20 protein-coding genes and 1 tRNA gene are annotated in these 21,199 nt (G+C 46.4%); 6 read left to right on the top strand and 15 right to left on the bottom strand.

Going from position 1 to position 21,199, the window contains the following annotated elements:
* Positions 1-7 precede the first annotated feature (7 nt).
* The 3 genes from Q3O60_RS06650 to Q3O60_RS06640 are packed head-to-tail and all read left to right on the top strand — an operon-like array spanning position 8 to position 3,266.
* Positions 8-979: an HlyD family secretion protein gene (locus Q3O60_RS06650; protein WP_305893123.1), complete on the top strand. Its 972-nt coding sequence runs from the start codon at positions 8-10 to the stop codon at positions 977-979.
* Complete coding sequence (locus Q3O60_RS06645; RefSeq protein ID WP_305893122.1) at positions 979-2,148, top strand: ABC transporter permease; 1,170 nt, start codon at positions 979-981, stop codon at positions 2,146-2,148. The genes Q3O60_RS06650 and Q3O60_RS06645 overlap by 1 nt, the downstream gene beginning before the upstream one ends.
* Positions 2,148-3,266, top strand: coding sequence for an ABC transporter permease (locus Q3O60_RS06640; RefSeq protein WP_305893121.1), 1,119 nt, complete (start codon positions 2,148-2,150; stop codon positions 3,264-3,266). The genes Q3O60_RS06645 and Q3O60_RS06640 overlap by 1 nt, the downstream gene beginning before the upstream one ends.
* Positions 3,267-3,413: 147 nt before the next feature.
* On the opposite strand, the gene Q3O60_RS06635 is transcribed toward Q3O60_RS06640, so the two are convergent.
* The 11 genes from Q3O60_RS06635 to rppH all read right to left on the bottom strand — a co-directional run bounded on the left by Q3O60_RS06635 (position 3,414) and on the right by rppH (position 12,872).
* Positions 3,414-4,673: a type II toxin-antitoxin system HipA family toxin gene (locus Q3O60_RS06635; RefSeq protein ID WP_305893120.1), complete on the bottom strand. Its 1,260-nt coding sequence runs from the start codon at positions 4,671-4,673 to the stop codon at positions 3,414-3,416.
* A complete protein-coding gene (locus tag Q3O60_RS06630) occupies positions 4,670-4,975 on the bottom strand; it encodes a helix-turn-helix domain-containing protein (protein WP_305893119.1) in 306 nt (101 codons plus the stop codon). The genes Q3O60_RS06635 and Q3O60_RS06630 overlap by 4 nt, the downstream gene beginning before the upstream one ends.
* A 333-nt stretch (positions 4,976-5,308) precedes the next feature.
* Positions 5,309-5,383, bottom strand: a tRNA-Arg gene (locus Q3O60_RS06625).
* A gap of 80 nt (positions 5,384-5,463) precedes the next feature.
* A complete protein-coding gene (locus Q3O60_RS06620; protein WP_305893118.1) occupies positions 5,464-6,114 on the bottom strand; it encodes a FlgO family outer membrane protein in 651 nt (216 codons plus the stop codon).
* Positions 6,114-6,815 (bottom strand): FlgO family outer membrane protein, encoded by a 702-nt coding sequence (locus tag Q3O60_RS06615; protein WP_305893117.1) that lies wholly within the window; start codon positions 6,813-6,815, stop codon positions 6,114-6,116. Before Q3O60_RS06615 ends, Q3O60_RS06620 begins: the two co-directional genes overlap by 1 nt.
* A gap of 17 nt (positions 6,816-6,832) precedes the next feature.
* Positions 6,833-7,417, bottom strand: a complete 585-nt coding sequence (locus Q3O60_RS06610; protein ID WP_305893116.1) for a FlgO family outer membrane protein — start codon at positions 7,415-7,417, stop codon at positions 6,833-6,835.
* Between the two features lie 88 nt (positions 7,418-7,505).
* A complete protein-coding gene (locus Q3O60_RS06605; RefSeq protein ID WP_305893115.1) occupies positions 7,506-8,357 on the bottom strand; it encodes a thymidylate synthase in 852 nt (283 codons plus the stop codon).
* Entirely contained in the window at positions 8,354-9,199 is an 846-nt protein-coding gene (gene lgt / locus Q3O60_RS06600) for a prolipoprotein diacylglyceryl transferase (RefSeq protein ID WP_305893114.1), read from the bottom strand. Before lgt ends, Q3O60_RS06605 begins: the two co-directional genes overlap by 4 nt.
* A 19-nt stretch (positions 9,200-9,218) precedes the next feature.
* A complete protein-coding gene (locus Q3O60_RS06595; RefSeq protein ID WP_305893113.1) occupies positions 9,219-10,013 on the bottom strand; it encodes a sulfite exporter TauE/SafE family protein in 795 nt (264 codons plus the stop codon).
* Between the two features lie 73 nt (positions 10,014-10,086).
* Entirely contained in the window at positions 10,087-12,345 is a 2,259-nt protein-coding gene (gene ptsP, locus Q3O60_RS06590; protein WP_305893178.1) for a phosphoenolpyruvate--protein phosphotransferase, read from the bottom strand.
* A gap of 23 nt (positions 12,346-12,368) precedes the next feature.
* Positions 12,369-12,872, bottom strand: coding sequence for an RNA pyrophosphohydrolase (rppH, locus tag Q3O60_RS06585; protein ID WP_305893112.1), 504 nt, complete (start codon positions 12,870-12,872; stop codon positions 12,369-12,371).
* 379 nt (positions 12,873-13,251) lie between these two features.
* Between rppH and mutH the strand changes: the two genes are divergently transcribed.
* Positions 13,252-13,920 (top strand): DNA mismatch repair endonuclease MutH, encoded by a 669-nt coding sequence (gene mutH, locus Q3O60_RS06580; RefSeq protein ID WP_305893111.1) that lies wholly within the window; start codon positions 13,252-13,254, stop codon positions 13,918-13,920.
* Here the strand turns inward: mutH and Q3O60_RS06575 are convergent.
* Positions 13,917-14,759 (bottom strand): substrate-binding periplasmic protein, encoded by an 843-nt coding sequence (locus Q3O60_RS06575; protein WP_305893110.1) that lies wholly within the window; start codon positions 14,757-14,759, stop codon positions 13,917-13,919. The two genes, mutH and Q3O60_RS06575, sit on opposite strands and share 4 nt — an antisense overlap.
* Before the next feature lie 300 nt (positions 14,760-15,059).
* Between Q3O60_RS06575 and Q3O60_RS06570 the strand changes: the two genes are divergently transcribed.
* Together Q3O60_RS06570 and Q3O60_RS06565 are read left to right on the top strand one after the other, a co-directional pair.
* A complete protein-coding gene (locus Q3O60_RS06570) occupies positions 15,060-15,659 on the top strand; it encodes a TetR/AcrR family transcriptional regulator (protein WP_305893109.1) in 600 nt (199 codons plus the stop codon).
* A 96-nt stretch (positions 15,660-15,755) separates the two neighbouring features.
* Positions 15,756-16,730 carry a glutathione S-transferase family protein gene (locus tag Q3O60_RS06565; RefSeq protein WP_305893108.1) on the top strand — a complete coding sequence of 325 codons (975 nt, stop codon included), beginning with the start codon at positions 15,756-15,758 and terminating at the stop codon, positions 16,728-16,730.
* Here Q3O60_RS06565 and Q3O60_RS06560 read toward each other — a convergent pair.
* The 3 genes from Q3O60_RS06560 to Q3O60_RS06550 are packed head-to-tail and all read right to left on the bottom strand — an operon-like array spanning position 16,727 to position 20,796.
* On the bottom strand, positions 16,727-19,171 hold the full coding sequence (locus Q3O60_RS06560) for a putative bifunctional diguanylate cyclase/phosphodiesterase (protein ID WP_305893107.1): 2,445 nt from the start codon (positions 19,169-19,171) through the stop codon (positions 16,727-16,729). The two genes, Q3O60_RS06565 and Q3O60_RS06560, sit on opposite strands and share 4 nt — an antisense overlap.
* A gap of 1 nt (position 19,172) precedes the next feature.
* Positions 19,173-20,405, bottom strand: coding sequence for a hypothetical protein (locus tag Q3O60_RS06555; protein ID WP_305893106.1), 1,233 nt, complete (start codon positions 20,403-20,405; stop codon positions 19,173-19,175).
* Positions 20,386-20,796 carry a type 2 periplasmic-binding domain-containing protein gene (locus Q3O60_RS06550; protein WP_305893105.1) on the bottom strand — a complete coding sequence of 137 codons (411 nt, stop codon included), beginning with the start codon at positions 20,794-20,796 and terminating at the stop codon, positions 20,386-20,388. The genes Q3O60_RS06555 and Q3O60_RS06550 overlap by 20 nt, the downstream gene beginning before the upstream one ends.
* Between the last annotated feature and the right edge of the window lie 403 nt (positions 20,797-21,199).

The following is a 21,199-nucleotide window of genomic DNA, read 5'->3' as shown; positions in this document are numbered from 1 at the left end:
GAATGTTATGCAGATCAAAAAAATAATCATTGCTCTAGTTATCATCATCTCATTACTTGCTCTGCTGTGGTGGTTATGGCCAAAAGCACAACAGGAACTTTTACATGGTGATATTGAGGTTCGTGAAGTTCGTATCGCCAGCAAAATACCCGGCAGAATAATTCATCTGCACGTCGCAGAAGGCGATATGGTGGAAGCTGGACAGCTGCTATTTGAGCTAACTAGCCCAGAGTTAGATGCTGCACTGGCACAAGCTGAGGCCGCTGAAGATGCCGCAAGTGCGATGCAGGATGAAGCAAAAGCGGGTCTGCGCAGCGAAGAAATCGAAGTGACACGTTTAGAGTGGCAACGCGCACTCATTGAAAAAAAACTCATGGAGACCACCCTCGCTCGCATTCAAAATTTATACAACGATGGATTGGTATCACAACAGCACTTAGATGAAGTCACGGCCAAAGCAGCCGCAAGTGCAGATCAAGCAAAAGCAGCCGAAGCCGTCTACACAATGGCGTCTTCAGGAGCCAGAGAAGAGCAATTAAGAGCCATTTCCGCTCAGAATCGACGGGCAGCTGCAGCTGTTGCTGAAGTAGAGGCGTTTAGAGGCGAAATTCAAGCCCGCTCTCCTATTACCGGGCAAGTGGCGAGCATTGCGATCCGTCAGGGAGAGTTAGCTCCTGCAGGTTTTCCTGTCATGACCATCATTGACCCTACCGATACGTGGGTAGTGTTCAATATTCGGGAAGATAAACTAAATAGCATGATGCCAGGCACTGAACTTAGCGCCTATGTTCCTGCTATAAAACAGCAACTTGAGTTTACCGTGACGAAGCTAAGTGCACTGCCGTCCTTTGCAAACTGGAAGCAAGTACGAGGCACTCCCGGCTATGATTTGAAGACCTTTCAAATTGAAGCAAAGCCTAAAGAAAACAAGGCACAGCTAAGAGCAGGAATGACCGTTGTTCTTGCTCTGGAGGATTAATGGCTGCTTTTGCGCTTAGCCTCAAGCGCGAATTAAGTCATCTTAAAAAAGATAAAGGTGACTTATTTCTTACCCTAGGCATGATGCCCTTGCTGTGCGTTTTTATATGGTGGATCTTCTCAGCAGGCCAACCAGACAGCCTGCCTGTTGCGGTGGTTGATTACGATCAAACCAGCATATCACGGCAGTTTATTCGGCTTGCAGATGCAGCACCTGGTATAGCACTGGTGCATGGTTCCATTGATCACGCTGAGGCAATAGATGCACTGCGAAAACGCAAAGTATACGCGGTGCTAGTGGTACCAAAAGGCTTTGAAGCTGAGGTTTTCAGCGGCACACCGGCGGATCTGGTTTTGCAGGTCAACAGCCAGTATTCAACCTATTCTTCGACCATTGAACGGCATTTATCTGGGGCTGCATTGACTGCTGGGGTCGCTATCGGCCTTGAACGTTTACAAATGCAAGGGATCTTTATCGACGCAGGTCTAGCCATGGCGATGCCTATCAGTGTGAATGCTACCCCTCTGTTTAATGAGGGCCCTGATTATGAGGTATTTTTAGCTGCCACCCTGATCCCTGCATTATTTCATATTATCGCGATGATCCTTGTGGTGTCGGCGGTAGGCAGGGAGTTGCGCGATGGCACGGCTGGCCAGTGGCTACAAACGGCAGAGAACTCTCTTGCGATAGCCTTATCTGCAAAAGTTTTGCCTTTTTTCATCGTCATCAATCTATACTCTGCTTTATTTATTATATATTTTCAACAGCTTGCCCCCCAAAGTTACAGCGGCAATATCCTAAATATTTGGCTGACCATGGTTTTGATGAATAGCGCCGCCATTGCTATGGGCCTGCTTATTGTGGCGGCAACCAGAAACTTTAGAATGGGACTGAGCCTCGCTGGCTTTTACAGTGCCCCAGCGTTTGCCTACTCTGGTCAGGCCTTCCCATTGGTCGCTATGCCAGATGCTGCGCAATACTGGGCCAGTATTTTGCCTCTGACCCATTGGCTGCAAATCTATAATCAATTATGGATGTCGGGAGCCCCTATGAGCGCAGTGTATCAACCCCTTGCTATTCTGCTTGCCATGCTTGTGGTCGCAAGCGGTCTGGGTTTTTGGCTATTAAGTCGCTTTGCATTTAAACCTGAAAGCTGGGGAGCACGTTAATGAGTATTTGGGGGTATAGTCTTTATACGTGGAAACTCATCTTCAAAGATAAAGGCGCCATTCTGTTGCTTTTTGGTGCGGGTCTGGTGTATTCCTTTTTTTACCCACTACCCTATCATTTTGAGCAAGTGGAGTCCGTCCCGACAATTCTGGTTGATCAAGATAACAGCCATTCATCGCGAGCGCTGAGCCGATTGCTGTTTGCGTCGCCCAACCTTGATATAAAACAAGTGACGGATCAGGCCAGCGCAATAGAGCAGCAGCTATGGCGTGGAGATGTGATGGCCATGATCATCATTCCTTCAGGCTTTCATACCGATCTATTGGCAGGCCGGGTAGCAGAAGTGCAAATTGCCAGTCATGGTGGTTATTTGTTGGCTGGCAGCAAAGCACTAAAGAATGCAACAGAAGCAAGCCTGATGATGGGAGCCGCAGTAAGCTTACAAAAAGCACAAAGTATGGGCCTATCCACGCAACAGGCTATGGCTGGTTTGCAACCGATCCGTTTAGAGACTCGCTCTTTGTTTAATCCACACGATGGCTATGGCCACTCGATTGTACCCGCAGTCATGGTGTTGATTATCCAGCAGACACTGCTGATTGGCGTCACCTTGTTACTCGGCCGCCAAACAGAACTCAAACAACTACCCACCGGCAGCAAAGCATATTTTGGCATGCTGCTGACATTCACCATCATTGCTTTACTCAATACGATGTACTTTTTTATCGTAGCCACCCAACTGCAGCATTACTCAAAAATAGGCCATTTTGGTACCTTACTGGCGTTCTCCATCGTCTTTTGCCTTTGTATTTCCGCTTTTGCCCTGATTTTAGGCCGCCTCTTTAAGACCCGAGAGCGTGGTTTACAACTGTTACTGATCACATCCGTGCCCATGTTGTTTGTCTCTGGCTATAGCTGGCCGGCGGAGTCGTTACCTGATCTGCTGTATTATGCTCGTTGGTTATTACCGACCACATCGGGCATCCATGGCTTCGTCAGCATTAACCAGCTTGGCGCCTCACTTATAGATGTATGGTGGGAGTTTGGTGTTTTAAGCACGCTAACATTGGTGATGATAATGGTCGGTATTAAACTGTACCGACCTCAGAGGTTATAAAGCGATTGCCAAGAAGGTCAGCACCTAACTTTGCCTGCGGTTTACACCGGAGACATCACTATCCCAGCATATGACTTCCAGATCCACAATCAGCAGTAATTTCTGCATGGTTAATTCTTTAGATGACCCGTTTAAAAAGCCGTGCACTTAGTTGGAAGTCGAGAGACGTTTCACCATAAATGCAGGAGCCATCATTTCCTGCTCTTGTCGGCTGATCTTGAGTTCTTTAGCAATGTCTCGCCACTGCTCGACAGCTTGAACAACCTCTTGGTAGATAGCCTCTGCCGACTCTCGGTTAAGTTGGAAATAGTCGATCACGGAAAAAGCCAATTCAAAGTCCAGCTGATTATCAATTTCATCAATATTTAAATGCAGCCCGCTTCCATCCGGCACAGGATTTATGTCATAAGCTGGCGATAGAATCCAACCTTTAGCAGTGTGGATAAAACCATGATTTCTGAGATGGTCATCTGTATTAGAAACGGCTATATAGAAAACGATTCTGCGCCATAACTGAGCCAGATCTGCTTTGGTATTGGCACCATTTTCAATCAAAAATTCTGCCAACTCCAAATAACTTGCACCCTCTTCACCATCAAAATAGGCTAATTGCGTCATGGCTGACGAAAAGTGTAAGCGTTCACCAGGCTGGCGGTCAAAGCGTTTGGTTAAAAAAGTATGTTGATGGCTATTAAGCAGTTTAATGTCACACTCAGCCATATCCACACCGGCCTTAATGGCTAGTTTGTAAACCAGCATTTCCCATGCAGCTATATCGTAATCATCATAACGGCTTGGGAATTTAGCGATCCAGAGCTCACCTGACTCATCAATAACGCTTGCCTTTGGTCTTGCACCTCCAAGTGAAGACCCTGGAGAAATCAGCATGTTCAGCCACTTAGTATATTCTGGTGTCGTGTTAATCCCAGGCTTTTCTACTTCTGACACCGCCTGCTCTAATTCTCGCAATGATGCCATTGGCGGTGCTGATAATTCACTGTTGTCATCTAAGAATGAACCGTTTTCATTCAACTTAAACCGTAAAGCTCCCATTCGGTGCATATCGTGAACACCGAGCAAATAGTCTGTTTCAGTTAGTTTTTTTGGCTTCCGCTTCTCTTGTTGTGCCCTTACAGCCTCTCTTCGCTGCATGATCAAACGTCCCCACCGATCAGGGCAAGAATCTAAAAATGAACGGAAGTTGCGGTCATTCTGGCTGTGTTGCTCCCCGCTATAAAGGTGAAGATCGGGGTCAATTTGCTGGGCGTATGGGGATGTTAACCATGCCGTATCATAAGAGAAGCTAAAATGTTCACCACTACGTACTTTATCAGCCCTCAACAAACCAACCTTCAACGGCTGCTGAATACCTTTCCAATGGGCGTAAACCACTACTTCCCGGCTCATAATGCCTTCCCTTTAAGGAGTTCAATATCTTGCAATTTACGGCCTAACTCATCATCGGCGGCAACTTTTGTCATGTCAGCAGAAAGCCCTAGCACCGATAAAACCAGCATATAATGACCGATTGAAACTGAACCATCTCCGCGGTCAATTTTGCGCAAAGTAGGCTTGGAAAGCCCCGTACGCTCCGATATTTGGGTTTGAGTTAACTTTCTGCGTTTAGCGGCTAAACGTATATTCTCACCTAATTGTGCCAACTGCTTTTCATGCTTGGGAAATAGTGTCGCTTTTCTCTTATCAGTCATGATTTACACCTGCTGATTTATCAACTCCATAATCATACACCCAAACCAAAAGTGAAGCTATATTTTCATATTTTATTATTTAATGAATATTTAGCTTCATAAAAAACTGATTCATAAGTGGTAACGATTAACTACTAATGCAGCGCACCCGAATAGCATGTCATAACGATCACTTTTTGCTGTAGATCATAATTGGTGACTACTAGTATTTGACGGTAGTTCATTACTGTTTTCAAATCCAAACAGCTCAGTTAACGGAATCAAACTACCGGAATAAATACGAATATAGATTATTAGCTTTGGGATTTGCGGAGGTTACAAGAAAGTGCAAGATGGCTGCCCCAGCAGGAATCGAACCTGCAACTGCCCCTTAGGAGGGGGCCGTTATATCCATTTAACTATAGGGCAATGGCGTTGAATTCTAACAGAATGTTGGGTTGATAGGAATGCAGCTGATGCACAAGTTAACGGCTTACCGCGCAACAGCCTTAAGGACGAATTTGATTGAGTACAGTATGTGGAATAAAGCCGGAGGCAGTGCCACTGATTTGCTGGCTATCGACCGCAACAATACGAGCGTGGATTTCCATGCCTCTGTCGGTGGCTATCATGGTTCCGGTGAGTACTGCGTCCATCTCCAGTTGGTTGGCTAACAAGCGGGTATCACGTGACATGGCAAAATCACCCTGTGGACCAACCCAAATGGCGTTGGTGAGCTTATGCTCAATCACTACCATGCCATACTGTGGCATCACCGTCCGCAGGATCTCTGATAACTGATTGCCAAGGGGGTTGCTTTGATTCAAGCCTTCATCTAAATCCACAAAACTGCTGATAACAATGCGTTGCCCTCGCAGCGTTTCGGTTGATGCCAATTGATAGGCGAGTTGTTCAGCATAGTGTTGCAAACGCTTTTGGTTTTGTGGCCATACTGGCAGGTTGAGTGCCGCTTGCTCACGGTTTGCACCCTGATCGTCAGCAACGGCAGCTCTGGGTGGTGGTACACGATACCAAGGCTCATCAACAGGTTCACTTTTCACTTCAGCTACTGTGGTTGCTTGCTGACACTCAGAGCAAAAAGGAAACTGACTACAGCCGACGAGAAAGCTAGCCAGTACGAACAACCAAGCCCAGCGCATTACTCAGCTCCCTGCTTCAATAAAATACGCTGGGAGCGCTGTGAAGGCTGCAGTGCGGCAATCACCGGTTGCGGAATAAAACCTTGCGCCGATGCAAGAATCCGTTTGGAGTCAATACCAACCAAGCGAGCATTGACCATGACGCCCGATTGGTGGCGTACCAAGGTTCCACCCAGGACATATTCGATAGGTTGCTCTTCGCGAAGCTCAAGAAAATCTCGGCTAAACACGAAGTCTCCTGACGGAGTGACCCGAATAAAATCGGTGGTTTTAAAGTCGATCAGCATCAAGCCAAACTGATGCACTTCGTGCATAAAGCTTTCTGCCAACTGATTGCCTAATAAATCCGCATCGTCATAGCCGCCATCCAGATAAACAAAGCTGGTTACCGCAAATACTGAATCCGCAAACTGTGGGTCCATCACGGCCACCAAGTCATGCATCATCGCTTGCACGTAATGATTCAAATGTGCCTGATGGCTTCCCTGATAGCGTTGCTGCAGTTTGGCACTAGCAATGCGATTGCTGGTATAGCTGGCTTGTTCATCGCGTAAGGTATGGTAATAACTCACGTCATCAGACAAAGCGGGCTCTGTGGCAACCGCTTTTAGCTCGCGCTCACGGTAATCCTGCCATTTTTGTTGCGATGCACAACCGGCAAGCAGTAATACTGCTAACCCCACTACGATTATTTTGTGCATAGAATCCCCCGCTGAAATTACTGTGAGTTGCGATAAATCATTTGTTGTCGAAGTTGCACCTGCTCGGCAGAGCCTATGACTGCCGAGGGGATCTGATCAGCCGCTGCTGCGATCACCCGGTTAGATTCTGTATCGACCAGTCGCGCATTAACTATAGTAAAATCTTCATGCTGCGATAAGGTACCCGTGATGACATAGCGAATGGATTGCTCTGCTGCCAGTTGAGATACATCTCGTGTTAGCAAGGCATCGTGATGCGCATGCAACTGGATCCCCTGCCCGGCTCTGAACTCAGATACGTCGTAACCCAGCTGACTGGCCACCGTCAGCATACTTTCTTGCAGCTGCAAGCCTAGATGTCGCATCCGCACATTGGCTGCATCGGGTCGCAAGGTTTCACTATCGGTAAAGGTGACAGCTGTAACCCGGCCCTGAGGCAATGGTGGTAAGCCAGTAAATAGCTGCTCTGCCAACCGCTCAGTATAAAAAAGCACAGGATCAAGGCGTGGTTTTGCCTCGACCTCGGCAGCTTCTTGCCTTGGCGCCAATTGACTACACGCAGTCATGCCGACCAGACAAAGGATTAAATACCATTTTTTCATGGTTTTGCATCCATCAGTTGTTTTGATAATGCACTGTACTATTCAAGAACGGTGCCATATCACTACTGTCAGCCCTTACCCCGTCGGCTCAGACCGAAAATGGATACTGAATGGCTTCATGATGTTGATAGCCTTCGACCGTAAAATCATCCATGGTGACCCAGGTCTCTAAATCTTTCAGACTTTTGATCTCTGGGTTGATCAGCAATTTTGGTGAGGGAAAGGGGCTGCGCTTTAACTGCACATCACGCATCAGCTCCAACTGATCTTCATAGATGTGGGCATTGACAATTTTATGGTAAGCCACACCAGCTTTATGGCCGGTGATTTGCGCCATCAGTGCTAAAAAGGTAAACACCTGCACCTGGTTGAAGTTTAAGCCGAGCGGTACATCACACGACCTTTGATAACTGGTCAGATACAAGGTATCACCCAGTAGGGAAAAATTATGGGTATGCATGCAGGGCCGTAAGCAGCCCATATGGAATTCACCCGGGTTATAGAAGCTGATGATTTCACCTCTATCATCAATGCCTTGCTGTAAATCATCCACTACTTTTTGCAGTTGGTCCAACACGCCACCATCGGGCTTTGACCATGCCCGACCCTGCACGCCATAAACCCGCCCCATGTCATCGGGCCCTTTGCGATGCGGGCTGGCTAACCAATCGGTGTTGTCATTGGCATTGGCATCCCAGGTCTTGGTGCCCAAGGCTCGAAAATCTGCAGCATTGCTGTAACCACGGATATAGCCCAGCAATTCGGCAATGGCCGATTTCCAGTAACTTTTACGGGTAGTGATCAGCGGAAACTCATTGGCAGCGACCTGATATTCCAAGTCGGCATTAATCACCGTCAGGCAGCGTTTGCCTGTTCGTTTATTTTCAACCCAGTGTCCTTGCTCGATAATACGCTGGCAGAGTGCCAAATACTGCTTCATGCCGACCCCTTACTATGCTTATTACTGTTTTTGCTACTGTGCTTCACTTTCGTTTGAGCGGTGCGAAAACTATAAATAATCACCCCTATTCCACCGGCGATCATCGGCAAACAGAGCCATTGTCCCATGGTCATTCCCAGCGATAACACGCCAAGGTGCGCATCTGGTTCCCGGAAAAACTCCACGGTAAATCGAGCCATGCCGTAACCCAGTAGAAAAACACCGCCCAGGGTACCTTTGGGTGGATTAAAACGACGCACGAATAGAATGATGATAAAGAGCAAGATCCCTTCTAAAGCGACATGATAGAGCTGTGATGGGTGTCGTGGATACAAGCCTGCGTTGGGAAACATCACGGCCCATGGCACATCCGTCACGCGCCCCCACAACTCGGCATTGATAAAGTTGCCAACCCGACCAGCAGCAAGCCCAAGTGGGATCAATGGTGCAGCAAAATCGCCTAAGCTTAAATAATCTTTGTTGTAGCGACGAGCAAACCAGGCCATCGTCACCAGCACACCAAGTAAACCGCCATGAAACGACATGCCGCCGGTCCAAATTTTCACCAGGTATAAAGGATCTGATACAAAGGTATCGAACTGATAGAATAAGACATAGCCTATTCGCCCGCCCAATATCACCCCTAAAAATCCATAAAATAATAAGTCACTGACCTGCTGCTTAGTCCAACCGGAATTGGGTCGAGCTGCTTCGCGGTTGGCCAACCACCAAGCGATGGCAAAAGCGAGCAAATACATCAAACCATACCAATGCACCGCAATCGGCCCGATGGATATCGCCACCGGATCGATGGCCGGAAAATCCAGATAACCTTTAGACATACTGATCCCTATTGATTTGTCAGGCAAAAAACATGCGCAACGCCACCGCCATTAAAAACACGCCGAAAAAGCGTTTAATCTTTAACACCGGTAACTGCTGGGTTAAACGTGCACCGATAGGCGCTGTAAATACAGAAGTCACAATAATACCAAACATGGCTGGTAAATAAATAAAGCCAAGAAAGCCATCACTAAGCTGATAGCTTTGCCAGCCAGCGATGACATAGCCTAAGGTACCAAACACAGCAATCGCTACACCACTTGCAGCAGCACAGCCAATAGCTCGTTTCATATCAACTGAATAATAATTCAGCACTGGGACAAATAAAGCGCCGCCACCAATGCCGAGTAAACTAGCTAAGCCCCCCAGTACACCAGACACCCACACCACGACTGCATTTCCGGGCAAAGCACGCTTACCAATAACAGAGCGAGAGCCAAGCATTCGCAAGGCGATTAAAGTGACAGCTACCGCAAAGATACGCTGCAACCAGACCCCATCGACCAGATGAGCCAAATAGCCTACACACCAAGCGCCAATAGACGCACCCAGCATAATTCGGCTGGCCAATGGCCAAGGAATATTACCCCATTTATGATGCGCTCGAATGGATGAAGTCGCCGTGATCATGATGGAACCAAGCGACGTCGCTATCGCCACCAGCATGGCATGCTCAGGAGCGACAATACCGTAAGCAGGCAACAGTATCACCAATATAGGTACCACAATCAGGCCACCACCAATCCCGAGTAAACCGGCCAATAAGCCAACTACAGCACCCATCAGAATGGAAATGAAAATTATAGTGAGCAAAAAAGAAATTCCTTCGTGACATGAATTGATAGTGTATCAGATTATCTGCAGTCTCAAGTAGCCTGAACCGCGATTAAGAACGCAACTGGGCAGTTAATGATTTTTGTTCCAAAAAACGATGGACTCTGACACGAACTGCTTTTGGTGAGTCACATTGAAGTGCATCCATCAAGACCGATTGTAATTCTTCACGCTCAACCCGACGTATCAGCCATTTTATTTTGGCTAACTGGCTACTGTTCATACTGAACGAGTCAAACCCCATGGCAGCTAACAATAAAACGCCAGCAGGCTCGCCTGCTAACTCACCACAAATACTGGTAGGAAATTGCAAGGCTTGAACCTGCTGCCCCATTTGATGCAGCGCTCGCAATACCGAAGGATGCATAGCGTCATACAATGAAGCAACCCGAGGGTTATTCCTATCCACCGCGAGCAGGTACTGCGTCAGATCGTTGGTTCCCACAGAACAAAAATCGACCCGGCTAGCCAGCTCATTCAATTGATACATGATAGAAGGCACTTCGATCATCACACCAACTTTAGGTCGCTGCAATGCGGTACCCAGTTCATCACCCACTTCAAAGCATGCCTGTTTAATCAAGCGCAGTGACTCGTCAACCTCAGGCAACTCGGAAATCATCGGCAATAAAATATGCAGATTGCCGGTATTCATATTGGCTTTTAGCATGGCTCGGATCTGCACCAAAAATATCTCCGGGTGATCCAAAGTCAAACGAATACCGCGCCAACCCAAGAATGGGTTCTCTTCCACAATAGCAAAATAGGGCAGCGGTTTATCACCGCCAACATCCAGAGTCCTCATCACCACTGGTTTGTCCGGATAAGCTTCCAACATGACCCGGTATAAATCGACCTGCTCTTGCTCGGTAGGAAATTGATTACGAATAATGAACGGAAACTCGGTTCGGTACAGCCCGACTCCATCGCATGAGTTTTTATTGCTGTGTTCTGGATCAATCGCCAGACCGGCATTAATCATCAGTGAATAACGATGCCCGCATGATGTTTCCGCTGGTAAATCTATCTCTTTTTGATAGTGAGCAGACAAAGCGGCATCTTCACTAATCAGCTGTTGGTACTCTGTATAAATAGCTTCAGCAGGTGCTATCAAAATATGGCCTTGATAGCCATCAACAATCAACCGCTGCCCTTGCCACTGCATCAACGATAAGCCTTCCACCCCCATCACAGCGGGTACACCTAAAGCGCGAGCCATAATGGCCGCATGCGAGTTGACAGAGCCTTTTAACGACACAATGGCAACCAACTGCTGGCGCGGCACTTCCGCTAACATCGTAGCGGTGACATTTTCAGCGACCAATACCACGTGCTCTGGCAACTTATGCAGCCGCTTTTCGGTATCGAGCAGATGTGTTAGGACACGTTCACCTAAATCACGAATATCCGCGCCTCGCTCGCGCAGATAAGGGTCATCCATATCATCAAACTGACGAGCAAACTTTTCAACCACTCGTTTTAAAGCACTTTTAGCACACCAGCCATCCGCTATTTGCTGCTCGATTTCTTGCCCTAAACTAGCCGCGTCGAGCAATTGCTGATAGACATCAAAAATAGCCAATGCATCAGCAGACAAATGATCGGCCATTCGCTCCGATAAACGCTTAAATTCAGCCTTGGTAATTTTTACGGCTCGATAAAAACGCGATAGTTCTTTTTCTGGCTCTTCCGAGCGCTGCAAGGATACGGCGTTAAAATCACTGGCAGGATGCTGCACATAGGCTTCGCCAATGGCGATGCCAGGTGCACCGGGTAAACCATTAAGCTGGCTGGAGCGTCGGTTGGGGCCAGTGCCTTGACTGGCAGCTTGTCGAAGCTCCGCGTTAGCAAGGACAGAGGCGAGTTGCGCCCCGAGAGTGACCAGAAAAGATTCTTCATCTTCACTGAATACTCGCTGAGTGCCTTGCTGGATAGTAAGTACGCCAAGCACTTTACGATGATGAATAATAGGACAACCTAAAAAGGCTGAAAAGCGATCTTCACTGACTTCAGGAGATACTTTAAAACGGGGATGTTTGTGCGCTGCAGCGAGGTTAATTGGCTCTTCTCTTTGCCCGACCCAACCAATTAACCCCTCAGAAAAACCAATAGCCACCACACCAATTGCATCTGGGTTCAGACCATCTGTTGCCATCAACATAAAGTGCTGTTGATCGTAATCCGCCAGATAAACAGAACAACACTCTGTCTGCAATGCCTGTTTTACATTCGTCACCAAGCCAGCCAGAGCTTGATTCAGCACAGGCTCTTGGGCAACATCCTGTACAATGCGTCTTAGCTGACTGAGCATGGCCATGGTTTTTCCACTAAGAATTACCCTTTATTTTTTGTTGTCTTACGGGGAAATGGCAAAGCGACCGGAGCAAATTCCTTCATGACTTTACGATACACATCGCGTTTAAAAGCAACCACCTGGCGTACGGGGTACCAATAACTTACCCAACGCCAACCATCAAACTCCGGGTGAGCAGTCTTCGCCAGATCCACCTCGTCATCCCGACAAGTTAAACGCAGTAAAAACCACTTTTGCTTTTGTCCAATACACACAGGGTTGCTATCGCGTCTGATCAGACGCTTTGGTAACCGGTAACGCAGCCAATGCTTGGTTACGGCGAGAACTTCCACATCCTCTGGCCGCAGCCCTACTTCTTCATTGAGCTCCCGATACATTGCCTGCTCAGGAGTTTCACCCTGATCAATGCCACCTTGTGGATATTGCCACGAATGCTGTCCATAACGTCTTGCCCAAAACACCTGTCCCTGGTGATTACAAATCACTATGCCGACATTGGCCCGAAAACCTTCGGCATCAATCACATAAACCTCGAGCTTGTATTACTTTAGCTATATCAAAGATTCTTTCACAAAGTGTTGAGAACGGCAAACGGTATTTTTTGTACAACCCCCAATACTTATCCACAAAAAACATACCCTAGCGCTAGCCATGTGAACTTTTTCACAGGCTCTGTGGATAAAACTGTAGATAAGGCAACTTTATACCGGAAATAACTTTTTATTATACGACTAGAGAATAGATAGATCAGGATAAAGTCTTTTATAAACAGACTAGTACAAAAAAATAAATTCTAAACCAACTCAGCATGCCTGTGCATAACACAGATTGATGCCTTTTCATCCAGCGGTTAAAGTAGGTTCATGATATGCTTGCTTTGCCATCGTTTACCTCAAAAATAATATGACATCACCATCGAACCAAGAACAACTTATGCGACGTTGCCATGCTCTGGCTGGCTTTACCTTAGGCCAGCTTGCCGCACAAATTGGCTGCAAAGTACCCGCAAATCTCAAACGAGAAAAAGGTTGGACTGGCCAACTCATTGAGCAAGCATTAGGTGCAAGTGCAGGTTCAAAAGCTGAACCAGACTTTCCTGAACTCGGCATCGAACTGAAAACCCTTCCCATCAGTCGACTCGGCAAGCCACTTGAGAGTACTTATGTGTGCATCGCCCCGCTGATTGGCATCACGCACCAAAGCTGGAATGAATCGTGGGTCTGTCAAAAACTAAGTCACGTGCTTTGGTTACCCATTCTGGCCGAACGTGACATCCCGATAGCTGAGCGAGTCATCGGGACTGGTTTTTTATGGCAACCTAACCACGAAGAACAGCAACTGTTGCAACAAGACTGGGAAGAGCTGATGGAGCTCATTGCTTTAGGCGGTATCGATCGCATCCGCGGTGCACATGGGCATGTGTTACAACTCAGGCCTAAAGCAGCCAACAGCCACGCATTAACCTCAGCTGTTGGCACCCATGGAGAACCCATTCAAACACTACCCCGAGGCTTTTATCTGAAAACCAGCTTTACTCAACGACTTCTTGCTAAAGCCTTTAACTCAAACTAGTGATCATACTTCTGAATAATTTGTTGATAGGATCCGTCCGCTTTAATCTGTTGCAAGCCTTTGTTAAAAGCACTGACCATCTCTTCGCTGACCGAGTGCTGGCTGAACATGACATAGACTTCAGAGCTCCCTAAATTAATACCATGCGGCTCGATAAATTGATCCAACCCCTTTCGTCTCAGTATAGAAGCGCCGACAAAACTATCTTCTAAAAATCCATCGATTTCTTCATCAATCAATCGAGCCATATTCATTTCACTGATGATGGCGCCGACGAACTGAGCATGGTACTCATCATTGTTATACAACCGGGTAATTTCATCACCATAGTAGTACTCGTTGACGATACCCAGTTTATGTCCTGCTTTAACAAATTCAGTGATATTTTGGTACGACATACTGCCTTCGTAGCGACGAACATAAAGGATAAAGCGCTCTTCCCGATAAGGATCTGAGAAATAAGCGAATTGCTTACGATCTTTAGTCAGGGATGCACCTAAAACAAAGTCAACTTCGCCAGAGCGAAGCGCATTTAACAGTTCAACCCAAGTCGCTTGATGCATGGCAATGGTACACCCCATTTCTTCGGCTACCGCATGCACAATTTCAACATCAAGCCCAGTAACAACATTACCCACGCCAATGTATTGATAAGGCTCCCATGCATCGAATCCCATGGTTAATTGACATGGTTCAGCAGGTTGTTGGCTATCAGCGATCACTTCGGCAACGTCAACATCGGTATCGACTGACTCTGTTACAGGCGGTTCAACCTGAGGCCCACATCCAAGTAACATCAGGACAATAGGTAAAATAAAGACAAACGAGAAACGTTTCATAAAACACCTCTGTCTATTGCTTAACTACTTCAAGCTTAGTGTAATATGAAAAAATTTCCTCCAGTCTCAACGACTTTTGTCTAAATATGCTGACGACAAAGTCCCCAAAAAGGCGTGGCTGCAAGTCCGATAGGCTTTTCAGCACTCCAAATCTGTTTCTTATTAGCAGCACAGGCCGCCACCTGTCTTTTTTTCGATACAGCTATCTTCATAAGCAAACCAGATGATTGCCGTTATCTGCCATACTTATAGCAAGAAACGAATAGCAAAGAGCAAACCCACTTGGAGGGAATAGTATTTATGATGAACAAATCGAATGCAGTGACCACTGAGCACTCGGATCAAGCATTACGTATTTTACTGCAAGCTATGCAACAGGGAGAGGAAGTTGGCTGGGAAGCCGTTCGATTAAGAGATATCTCAGATAGGTTAAATATCCCATTGAGTGAAATCAAACTGTACTTTCAACAAAAAGATGATGTGGTTGATGCTTGGTTTGACCTGGCCGATCACGCCATGTTGGCCTGTCAGCAGCGGCCAGACTTTGAACACAGTTCAGCCCAAGAGAAGCTTAAAATAGCAATTTTGCATTGGTTAAACGCCATGGCGGCGCATCGAAAACTAACCAAGCAGATGCTCTATTACAAACTGGAGCCCGGTCATATTCATCTTCAAGCAGCCGCGTTACTTCGACTAAGCCGAACGGTTCAATGGTTACGAGAGCTGGCAGACTTAAAAGCCAAGAATCTAAAGCGGATAGAACAAGAGCTATTCTTATCCTCTCTTTTTAGTAGTACTTTTATCTGCTGGTTGCAGGCAAAAGATCCGGCTCAACAAGCGGCAACCAAATGGCTGGAGAGCGGTTTAAAGCTAGGTCGGTGGCGCCAGCTCTGGCATTGAAACAACTTTATCGAAAGGTTTGCACCATATTTGCCACTTAATGTTCTCATTTATCTTTGCTAAGGTCGACGTCTAGTCGCTTAACGGGAGTATGCAATGGGATTATTGGTCGATGGTAAATGGCAAGATAAGTGGTACGATACCAGTAAAACGGAAGGACGCTTTCAACGTCAGGATGCCAGTTTCAGGCAAAACATTTCATCGGGTGACGCAGTGCAATCCGGTCGCTACCACCTGTTCGTATCTCATGCTTGCCCCTGGGCCCACCGTACACTGATCTTTCGTCAATTAAAATCTCTGGTAGCTCATATTGACGTAACCGTTGTGTCGCCCATTATGCTTGAAAATGGCTGGGAATTTAATGGGCAACTGGGGGATGCAGATCCATTGTACCAACATGATTTTATGCATCAGCTCTACACAAAAGCTCAATCCGATTACAGTGGCAGGGTGACTGTTCCTGTGTTGTGGGATAAGCAAAACCATAACATGATCAACAACGAGTCAGCCGATATTATCCGAATTTTCAACAGTGATTTTAACGAGTTAACCAACAACCGATACAACTTATACCCTAAACGTCTGCAGGCAGCTATAGATGCGGTAAATGACTGGATATACAACGATATCAACAATGGGGTGTACAAATGTGGTTTTGCCACGAAACAAGAGGCCTACCAAGATGCATTTCAGGCACTATTTCGTGCTTTGGACAAAGCTGAGGCGATACTGTCAGAACAACGATTTCTTACTGGTGATTACCTGACCGAGGCTGATTGGCGCTTATTCACAACGCTGATCCGTTTCGATGCCGTCTATGTTGGTCACTTTAAATGCAACCAACAACGAATCGCTGATTACCCTGCACTCAGCCATTATTTGAGATCTTTATATCAATTACCTGGCATTGCAGAAACCATTCATATGGATCATATCAAACAACATTATTACATTAGCCACCCAATGATCAATCCAACACAAATTGTACCGGCAGGGCCAGCTTTAGACTTCACAGCGGCTCACGACAGAGGTGAATGGACTTTGGATGATGTCGTCCTTACAACCGACTAGTTTTTTACACCACCAATCCAGTGGCCGTCTTTAAATTTGTCATGGATAAATTGCAACAAATCTGGCTCAGGCACTGCTTTAGAAAAATAGAAGCCCTGAGCCAGATCACAACGATGTTGGCGAAGCATACGGAGTTGTGCGCTGCTTTCGACACCCTCGGCAACCACTTTCAATTCAAGCTTATGTACCATAGCAATGGTTGACGCAATAATTTGAAAATCCGCATGATTATCGAGCATGCCAAATAGAAAGCTTTTATCAATTTTAATGGTATCTACCGGCATTTGCTTTAAGTAACTTAACGATGAGTAGCCAGTACCAAAGTCGTCAATTGCAAAACCAAAGCCCATCTTTTTAATAGCATGCATACTCACCAGAGTATCCGATACATTTTTTACCAGCGTACTTTCGGTTAATTCCAACTCAAAGTAATCAGCTGAAACCTGATGCGCCAGCAACTGCTGCTTTAGGAATTGGGTTAGATTCGGATCAACAAACTGATCTGCTGATAAATTGATGGCAATTTTTAAATCATGATGCCCATGCTGCATCAGCTGCCTGGCAATTTTAAAGCAACGCTCAATCACCCAATAACCTAGTGGAACCATGAGGTGAGAGTTTTCAATCACACCAATAAAGTCATCTGGCGGCACCATACCTCGCTGAGGATGACACCATCGCAATAAAGCTTCAAACCCATAGAGTTTGCCGGTTGCTACTTCGATTTGTGGTTGCAAGCTCAGACTAAACTCTTCTTGCTGCAAAGCCGTTCTCACTTCTGTTTCAAGCTGCAAGCGATAAGCGAACTCCTGATACATTTCTGCCGTGTAATGATGCCAGTCATTGCCCCCTTTCGCTTTGGCTTGATACATGGCTAAATCGGCCTGACGGATCATATCTTCTGTCTGGGTGGTACTATCCGATGTAACGCTAATCCCTATGCTAGTGCCGATTTGAAAACTATCGCCAGCCAGCTCAATGGGCTGTTTAAAGGCATGCAAAATAGCAGCTGCAACTTTTGCAGTTTCTTCAGGCTGCGCCATTTTTGTAAGAATAATAACAAACTCATCACCACCAAAACGACAGACAGTATCTGCAGTATGAATACAAGCTCGTAAACGGATGGCAGCTTCTATCAGTAACTGATCGCCAAAGGCGTGTCCACGGCTGTCATTGACCTTTTTAAACTGATCCAGATCCAAAAAGAGTAAGCCAACATGGCCGGGAGTGTCATCAAGACCAGCCAGTGCTTTTTTTAACTGGTATTGCAGCATGTTGCGGTTAGGCAGACCAGTCAGCAAGTCATACATGGCAATATTTTCTAGCTCTTGAGTATGTTGTTGCACTTGCTCATTTAACGTTTCCAATTGCCAGCTTAATGTCAGCGTTGCTTCATTCAAGTTATCAACTTCATCGCTGAATAACGTCGTTTTTCGATCACTCTGCTGTCGAAACTTGGTAAACTCACGATTTGCCAGCATGGGCAATCGCGCTGCCAACATCATCAATCGGCCACTTAAACGTTTGGTAATCATATAAGTCAGCAGGGCCAACATCAGGAATGCCAACACCGCAACATAGATGATTTGCCGCTGATATCGTTGATTTGCTAAAACATAATCGGTGATATCTTCAATGATGATCAGATGATACTGACGTTGATGACTTACATCCAACACTTGCATATGTGCAAAATAGTACTGTTGGTCTTGCTGCAATCGAAGACCTTCAGTGTATATTTCGCTTACATTCAGTAAATCTGGTAGCTCATAATACAGTGCATTCAGCAAAGCCGCATTCGAGCTTGAAAGCAGCCGAATGTCTTCTGGGCGAGCTGGGTCCTGACTGCTGTTGTGACTCACGATGGCCACATCGACCTGCAACGAGCGACTCAAATAAAACAAAATATCCACCAAGGTGGTTGTCATCGCAACCACTGCCATCTGTCCTTCTGGTGCTAACAAAGGCACTGCTAATGACTTAACACAGTAGTGGTCGCACAGAATGTCGCTTTGCGGCGCTTGTTGCTGGAATGCCAGCTGAACTTGTCGTTCAACAGCGGCGGGGATAAGAGCTGTACTTTGATACGTAATTTCTGTTGGTTCTGTGTACAACCAAACATGATCCACATTTAAATGAAGATGCAAGGTTTCTATCTGACGGCTAAAAGCCTGCTGCAATGCACGGATACTGGTTTCAGCATCTTGGTTTGAGAAACTAAGCTCGGCGAAGGATTCGACCCACACCCGGAGCTGATTCTCCAGTAACTGGTTGTATTGTGAAAACTGCTGTTGTCCCAAAGTCCGCTTATGCTGTTGTTGCTCGCTGAAGTCATCATTGATCCGTACCAACGAAAAGCTGGTCAAGCCTACCGTCATTACCAGCAACACCAGAAGCATGACGATAAGCAGCTTCCAGGGCAAACTAATAAAACGATTCATCTCAGAACCAATACATCAGTTGCAATGCCCACAACTGCCAATATTGATGTGTATTGGTTTGCAAGTCTGGTAACACGGTCGGAGCCAAACGACCAGTACCCTCGACCCAATGATGCTCTGCTTGCAACCTCAGCCGATCTGCTAACTCAAAACTGATGCCAACCGAAGCGCTGTGTTGATAACCAAAGTAAGCGGGAACCATCCCCCCAGTCGATGCCATGAGCTGCTGACCACGCCGATCATCTTTGTTGACCACGTAATAATCCAGCGTGGCTTGCAACTTAGTTCTGGTATTCAATTGATACAATCCCTGAACATAACCACCCTGGCCAAATTGTTGCAGGGAAAACTGAGGTTCGAAGAATCCTACTGTATCCATCCGCTCTTGGAATACCTCACTGATCAACTGCCACCTCGCCTGAACATAATGCGCATTCAACATTAGCCGTTGCACGACAAAATCACCATCGAACATAATGTCCATGGCGGAAGTGTAATAACTAAACTCAGAGTCAAGTAGCGATAGACCCACAGTCCAGTTTGTTTCAGTTGGCTGCCAGAACGCACTGGCCTGATGCACGTACTTTTGCTTAGACTGGCCTTGCACCTGCTCTCCAAGCAGTAGTTTAGTCTGAGTCCGAGATAAAGGGGTCGACCCCAGACTCCAATTCAGTTCGAAATGACCAAGGCGATTATCCAGGCGGGTTTTTAACGCCAAACCATCACTGCTGACAGCAATATCCCGAAACGCATCAAAATAGACCGACTGAGGTAATACAATGCTGGGACGAGTCAGCGGAACATCCCGCGTACTGGAATAGATCCAATGCTGGTTTTTATACCTGCCGATGTAAAGGTTAAGCTGCCAGTCCAGCTGATTGACCAGAGTCCAGTCAACAAATAAATAATCCAGTTTCAATCCATCCGGGTAGCGATTCCCCCCATCCAGATATACAACCTGCCCAGCAACCCGCCATCTGGGGTTGAGCTGGATCAGCGCATTGACCCCAACCTCGGTTAGCGCCAAAGAAGGATCACCCGTTTGGTTAATAAAGTTGCTTTTTTCAGCCTGAATAGCACCCTGTGCAACAAAACCATGCCATTGCACCTCGGTTGCACAACTGACAGACATACCCATCAGCAAGCATGACCAGCACAGCAGGGTGGCAAGGGTAGATTGCAGCTTAACACGCATGATGGTCGCAAAAATTTTATTAAATGATTTCAATGACATTGACTCCTGTCGGCTCATCACTGCTCACTCGGTAACCGATACTACCAGGAGTCGTCTCAATCATTTGTTGCATTTCCTGTTCAGAAGTTACTTGCTGTGGTCGGGTACCAATACCGGAAAAACTCAATCGATTCCAAATACTATCCAACTGATAAGGGAACATACGTAATTGCTCCCTACAGAACTCTTGATGCGTTGGATGCTCACTAGCTAACACGAAAACTCGCACGGTATTGCCATCTGGCCATTGCGTTTGTCGCATGCTAAATACAGCTCGTAACTGGGAGTGTGTTAGTTGTTCAAGCTTAACCGAAGGATGTGCAATCACCTGAGTTGCCAGCCCCAAAGGGCTGATCAACATGGAAAGAATGAATGGTAGAAGTTTTATCATGCGTCACCGGTATCAACCCTTACAGCAGCTATACTCCATCATTAGCTATCGGAGGTATCGAATACATATGGAACTCATTTCTATACAAATAGCTTGCCTTCATCCTGCAGGCAAACCGCTTCGTACTCATACAACATATTCCATAGTAAATTCAGGTATATATCAAGCTAGATCATTATTTTATTTGTTTATTATAAGATCCCTGCTTACGAATTTGTACCAGCTGCTATTTTTTTGCTGGAAGTTTAAGCACATACCTCAGAATCACTTGGCAATTTCTGATTGGCCTGCGTATACTTTATAGTATGCACCCGGTTTATGGTCTACCGATCACCAAACAAGATTAGCGTTGATGGTGATTCCCCCATTCATTTGAATCCGTGGATCTGAAGCGTTCATCTTA

Source organism: Alkalimonas collagenimarina, from assembly GCF_030717845.1.
GTDB lineage: Bacteria > Pseudomonadota > Gammaproteobacteria > Enterobacterales > Alteromonadaceae > Alkalimonas > Alkalimonas collagenimarina.
This window is presented reverse-complemented; position numbering and strand designations above follow the sequence as displayed.

Excerpts from the sequence above, each read along its gene's own strand:
- Q3O60_RS06650 (WP_305893123.1), top strand. The coding sequence starts at position 8 with ATGCAGATCAAAAAAATAATCATTGCTCTAGTTATCATCATCTCATTA.
- Q3O60_RS06645 (WP_305893122.1), top strand. The coding sequence starts at position 979 with ATGGCTGCTTTTGCGCTTAGCCTCAAGCGCGAATTAAGTCATCTTAAA.
- Q3O60_RS06640 (WP_305893121.1), top strand. The coding sequence starts at position 2,148 with ATGAGTATTTGGGGGTATAGTCTTTATACGTGGAAACTCATCTTCAAA.
- Q3O60_RS06635 (WP_305893120.1), bottom strand. The coding sequence starts at position 4,673 with ATGAGCCGGGAAGTAGTGGTTTACGCCCATTGGAAAGGTATTCAGCAG.
- Q3O60_RS06630 (WP_305893119.1), bottom strand. The coding sequence starts at position 4,975 with ATGACTGATAAGAGAAAAGCGACACTATTTCCCAAGCATGAAAAGCAG.
- Q3O60_RS06620 (WP_305893118.1), bottom strand. The coding sequence starts at position 6,114 with ATGCGCTGGGCTTGGTTGTTCGTACTGGCTAGCTTTCTCGTCGGCTGT.
- Q3O60_RS06615 (WP_305893117.1), bottom strand. The coding sequence starts at position 6,815 with ATGCACAAAATAATCGTAGTGGGGTTAGCAGTATTACTGCTTGCCGGT.
- Q3O60_RS06610 (WP_305893116.1), bottom strand. The coding sequence starts at position 7,417 with ATGAAAAAATGGTATTTAATCCTTTGTCTGGTCGGCATGACTGCGTGT.
- Q3O60_RS06605 (WP_305893115.1), bottom strand. The coding sequence starts at position 8,357 with ATGAAGCAGTATTTGGCACTCTGCCAGCGTATTATCGAGCAAGGACAC.
- lgt (WP_305893114.1), bottom strand. The coding sequence starts at position 9,199 with ATGTCTAAAGGTTATCTGGATTTTCCGGCCATCGATCCGGTGGCGATA.
- ptsP (WP_305893178.1), bottom strand. The coding sequence starts at position 12,345 with ATGCTCAGTCAGCTAAGACGCATTGTACAGGATGTTGCCCAAGAGCCT.
- mutH (WP_305893111.1), top strand. The coding sequence starts at position 13,252 with ATGACATCACCATCGAACCAAGAACAACTTATGCGACGTTGCCATGCT.
- Q3O60_RS06575 (WP_305893110.1), bottom strand. The coding sequence starts at position 14,759 with ATGAAACGTTTCTCGTTTGTCTTTATTTTACCTATTGTCCTGATGTTA.
- Q3O60_RS06570 (WP_305893109.1), top strand. The coding sequence starts at position 15,060 with ATGATGAACAAATCGAATGCAGTGACCACTGAGCACTCGGATCAAGCA.
- Q3O60_RS06565 (WP_305893108.1), top strand. The coding sequence starts at position 15,756 with ATGGGATTATTGGTCGATGGTAAATGGCAAGATAAGTGGTACGATACC.
- Q3O60_RS06560 (WP_305893107.1), bottom strand. The coding sequence starts at position 19,171 with ATGAATCGTTTTATTAGTTTGCCCTGGAAGCTGCTTATCGTCATGCTT.
- Q3O60_RS06555 (WP_305893106.1), bottom strand. The coding sequence starts at position 20,405 with ATGTCATTGAAATCATTTAATAAAATTTTTGCGACCATCATGCGTGTT.
- Q3O60_RS06550 (WP_305893105.1), bottom strand. The coding sequence starts at position 20,796 with ATGATAAAACTTCTACCATTCATTCTTTCCATGTTGATCAGCCCTTTG.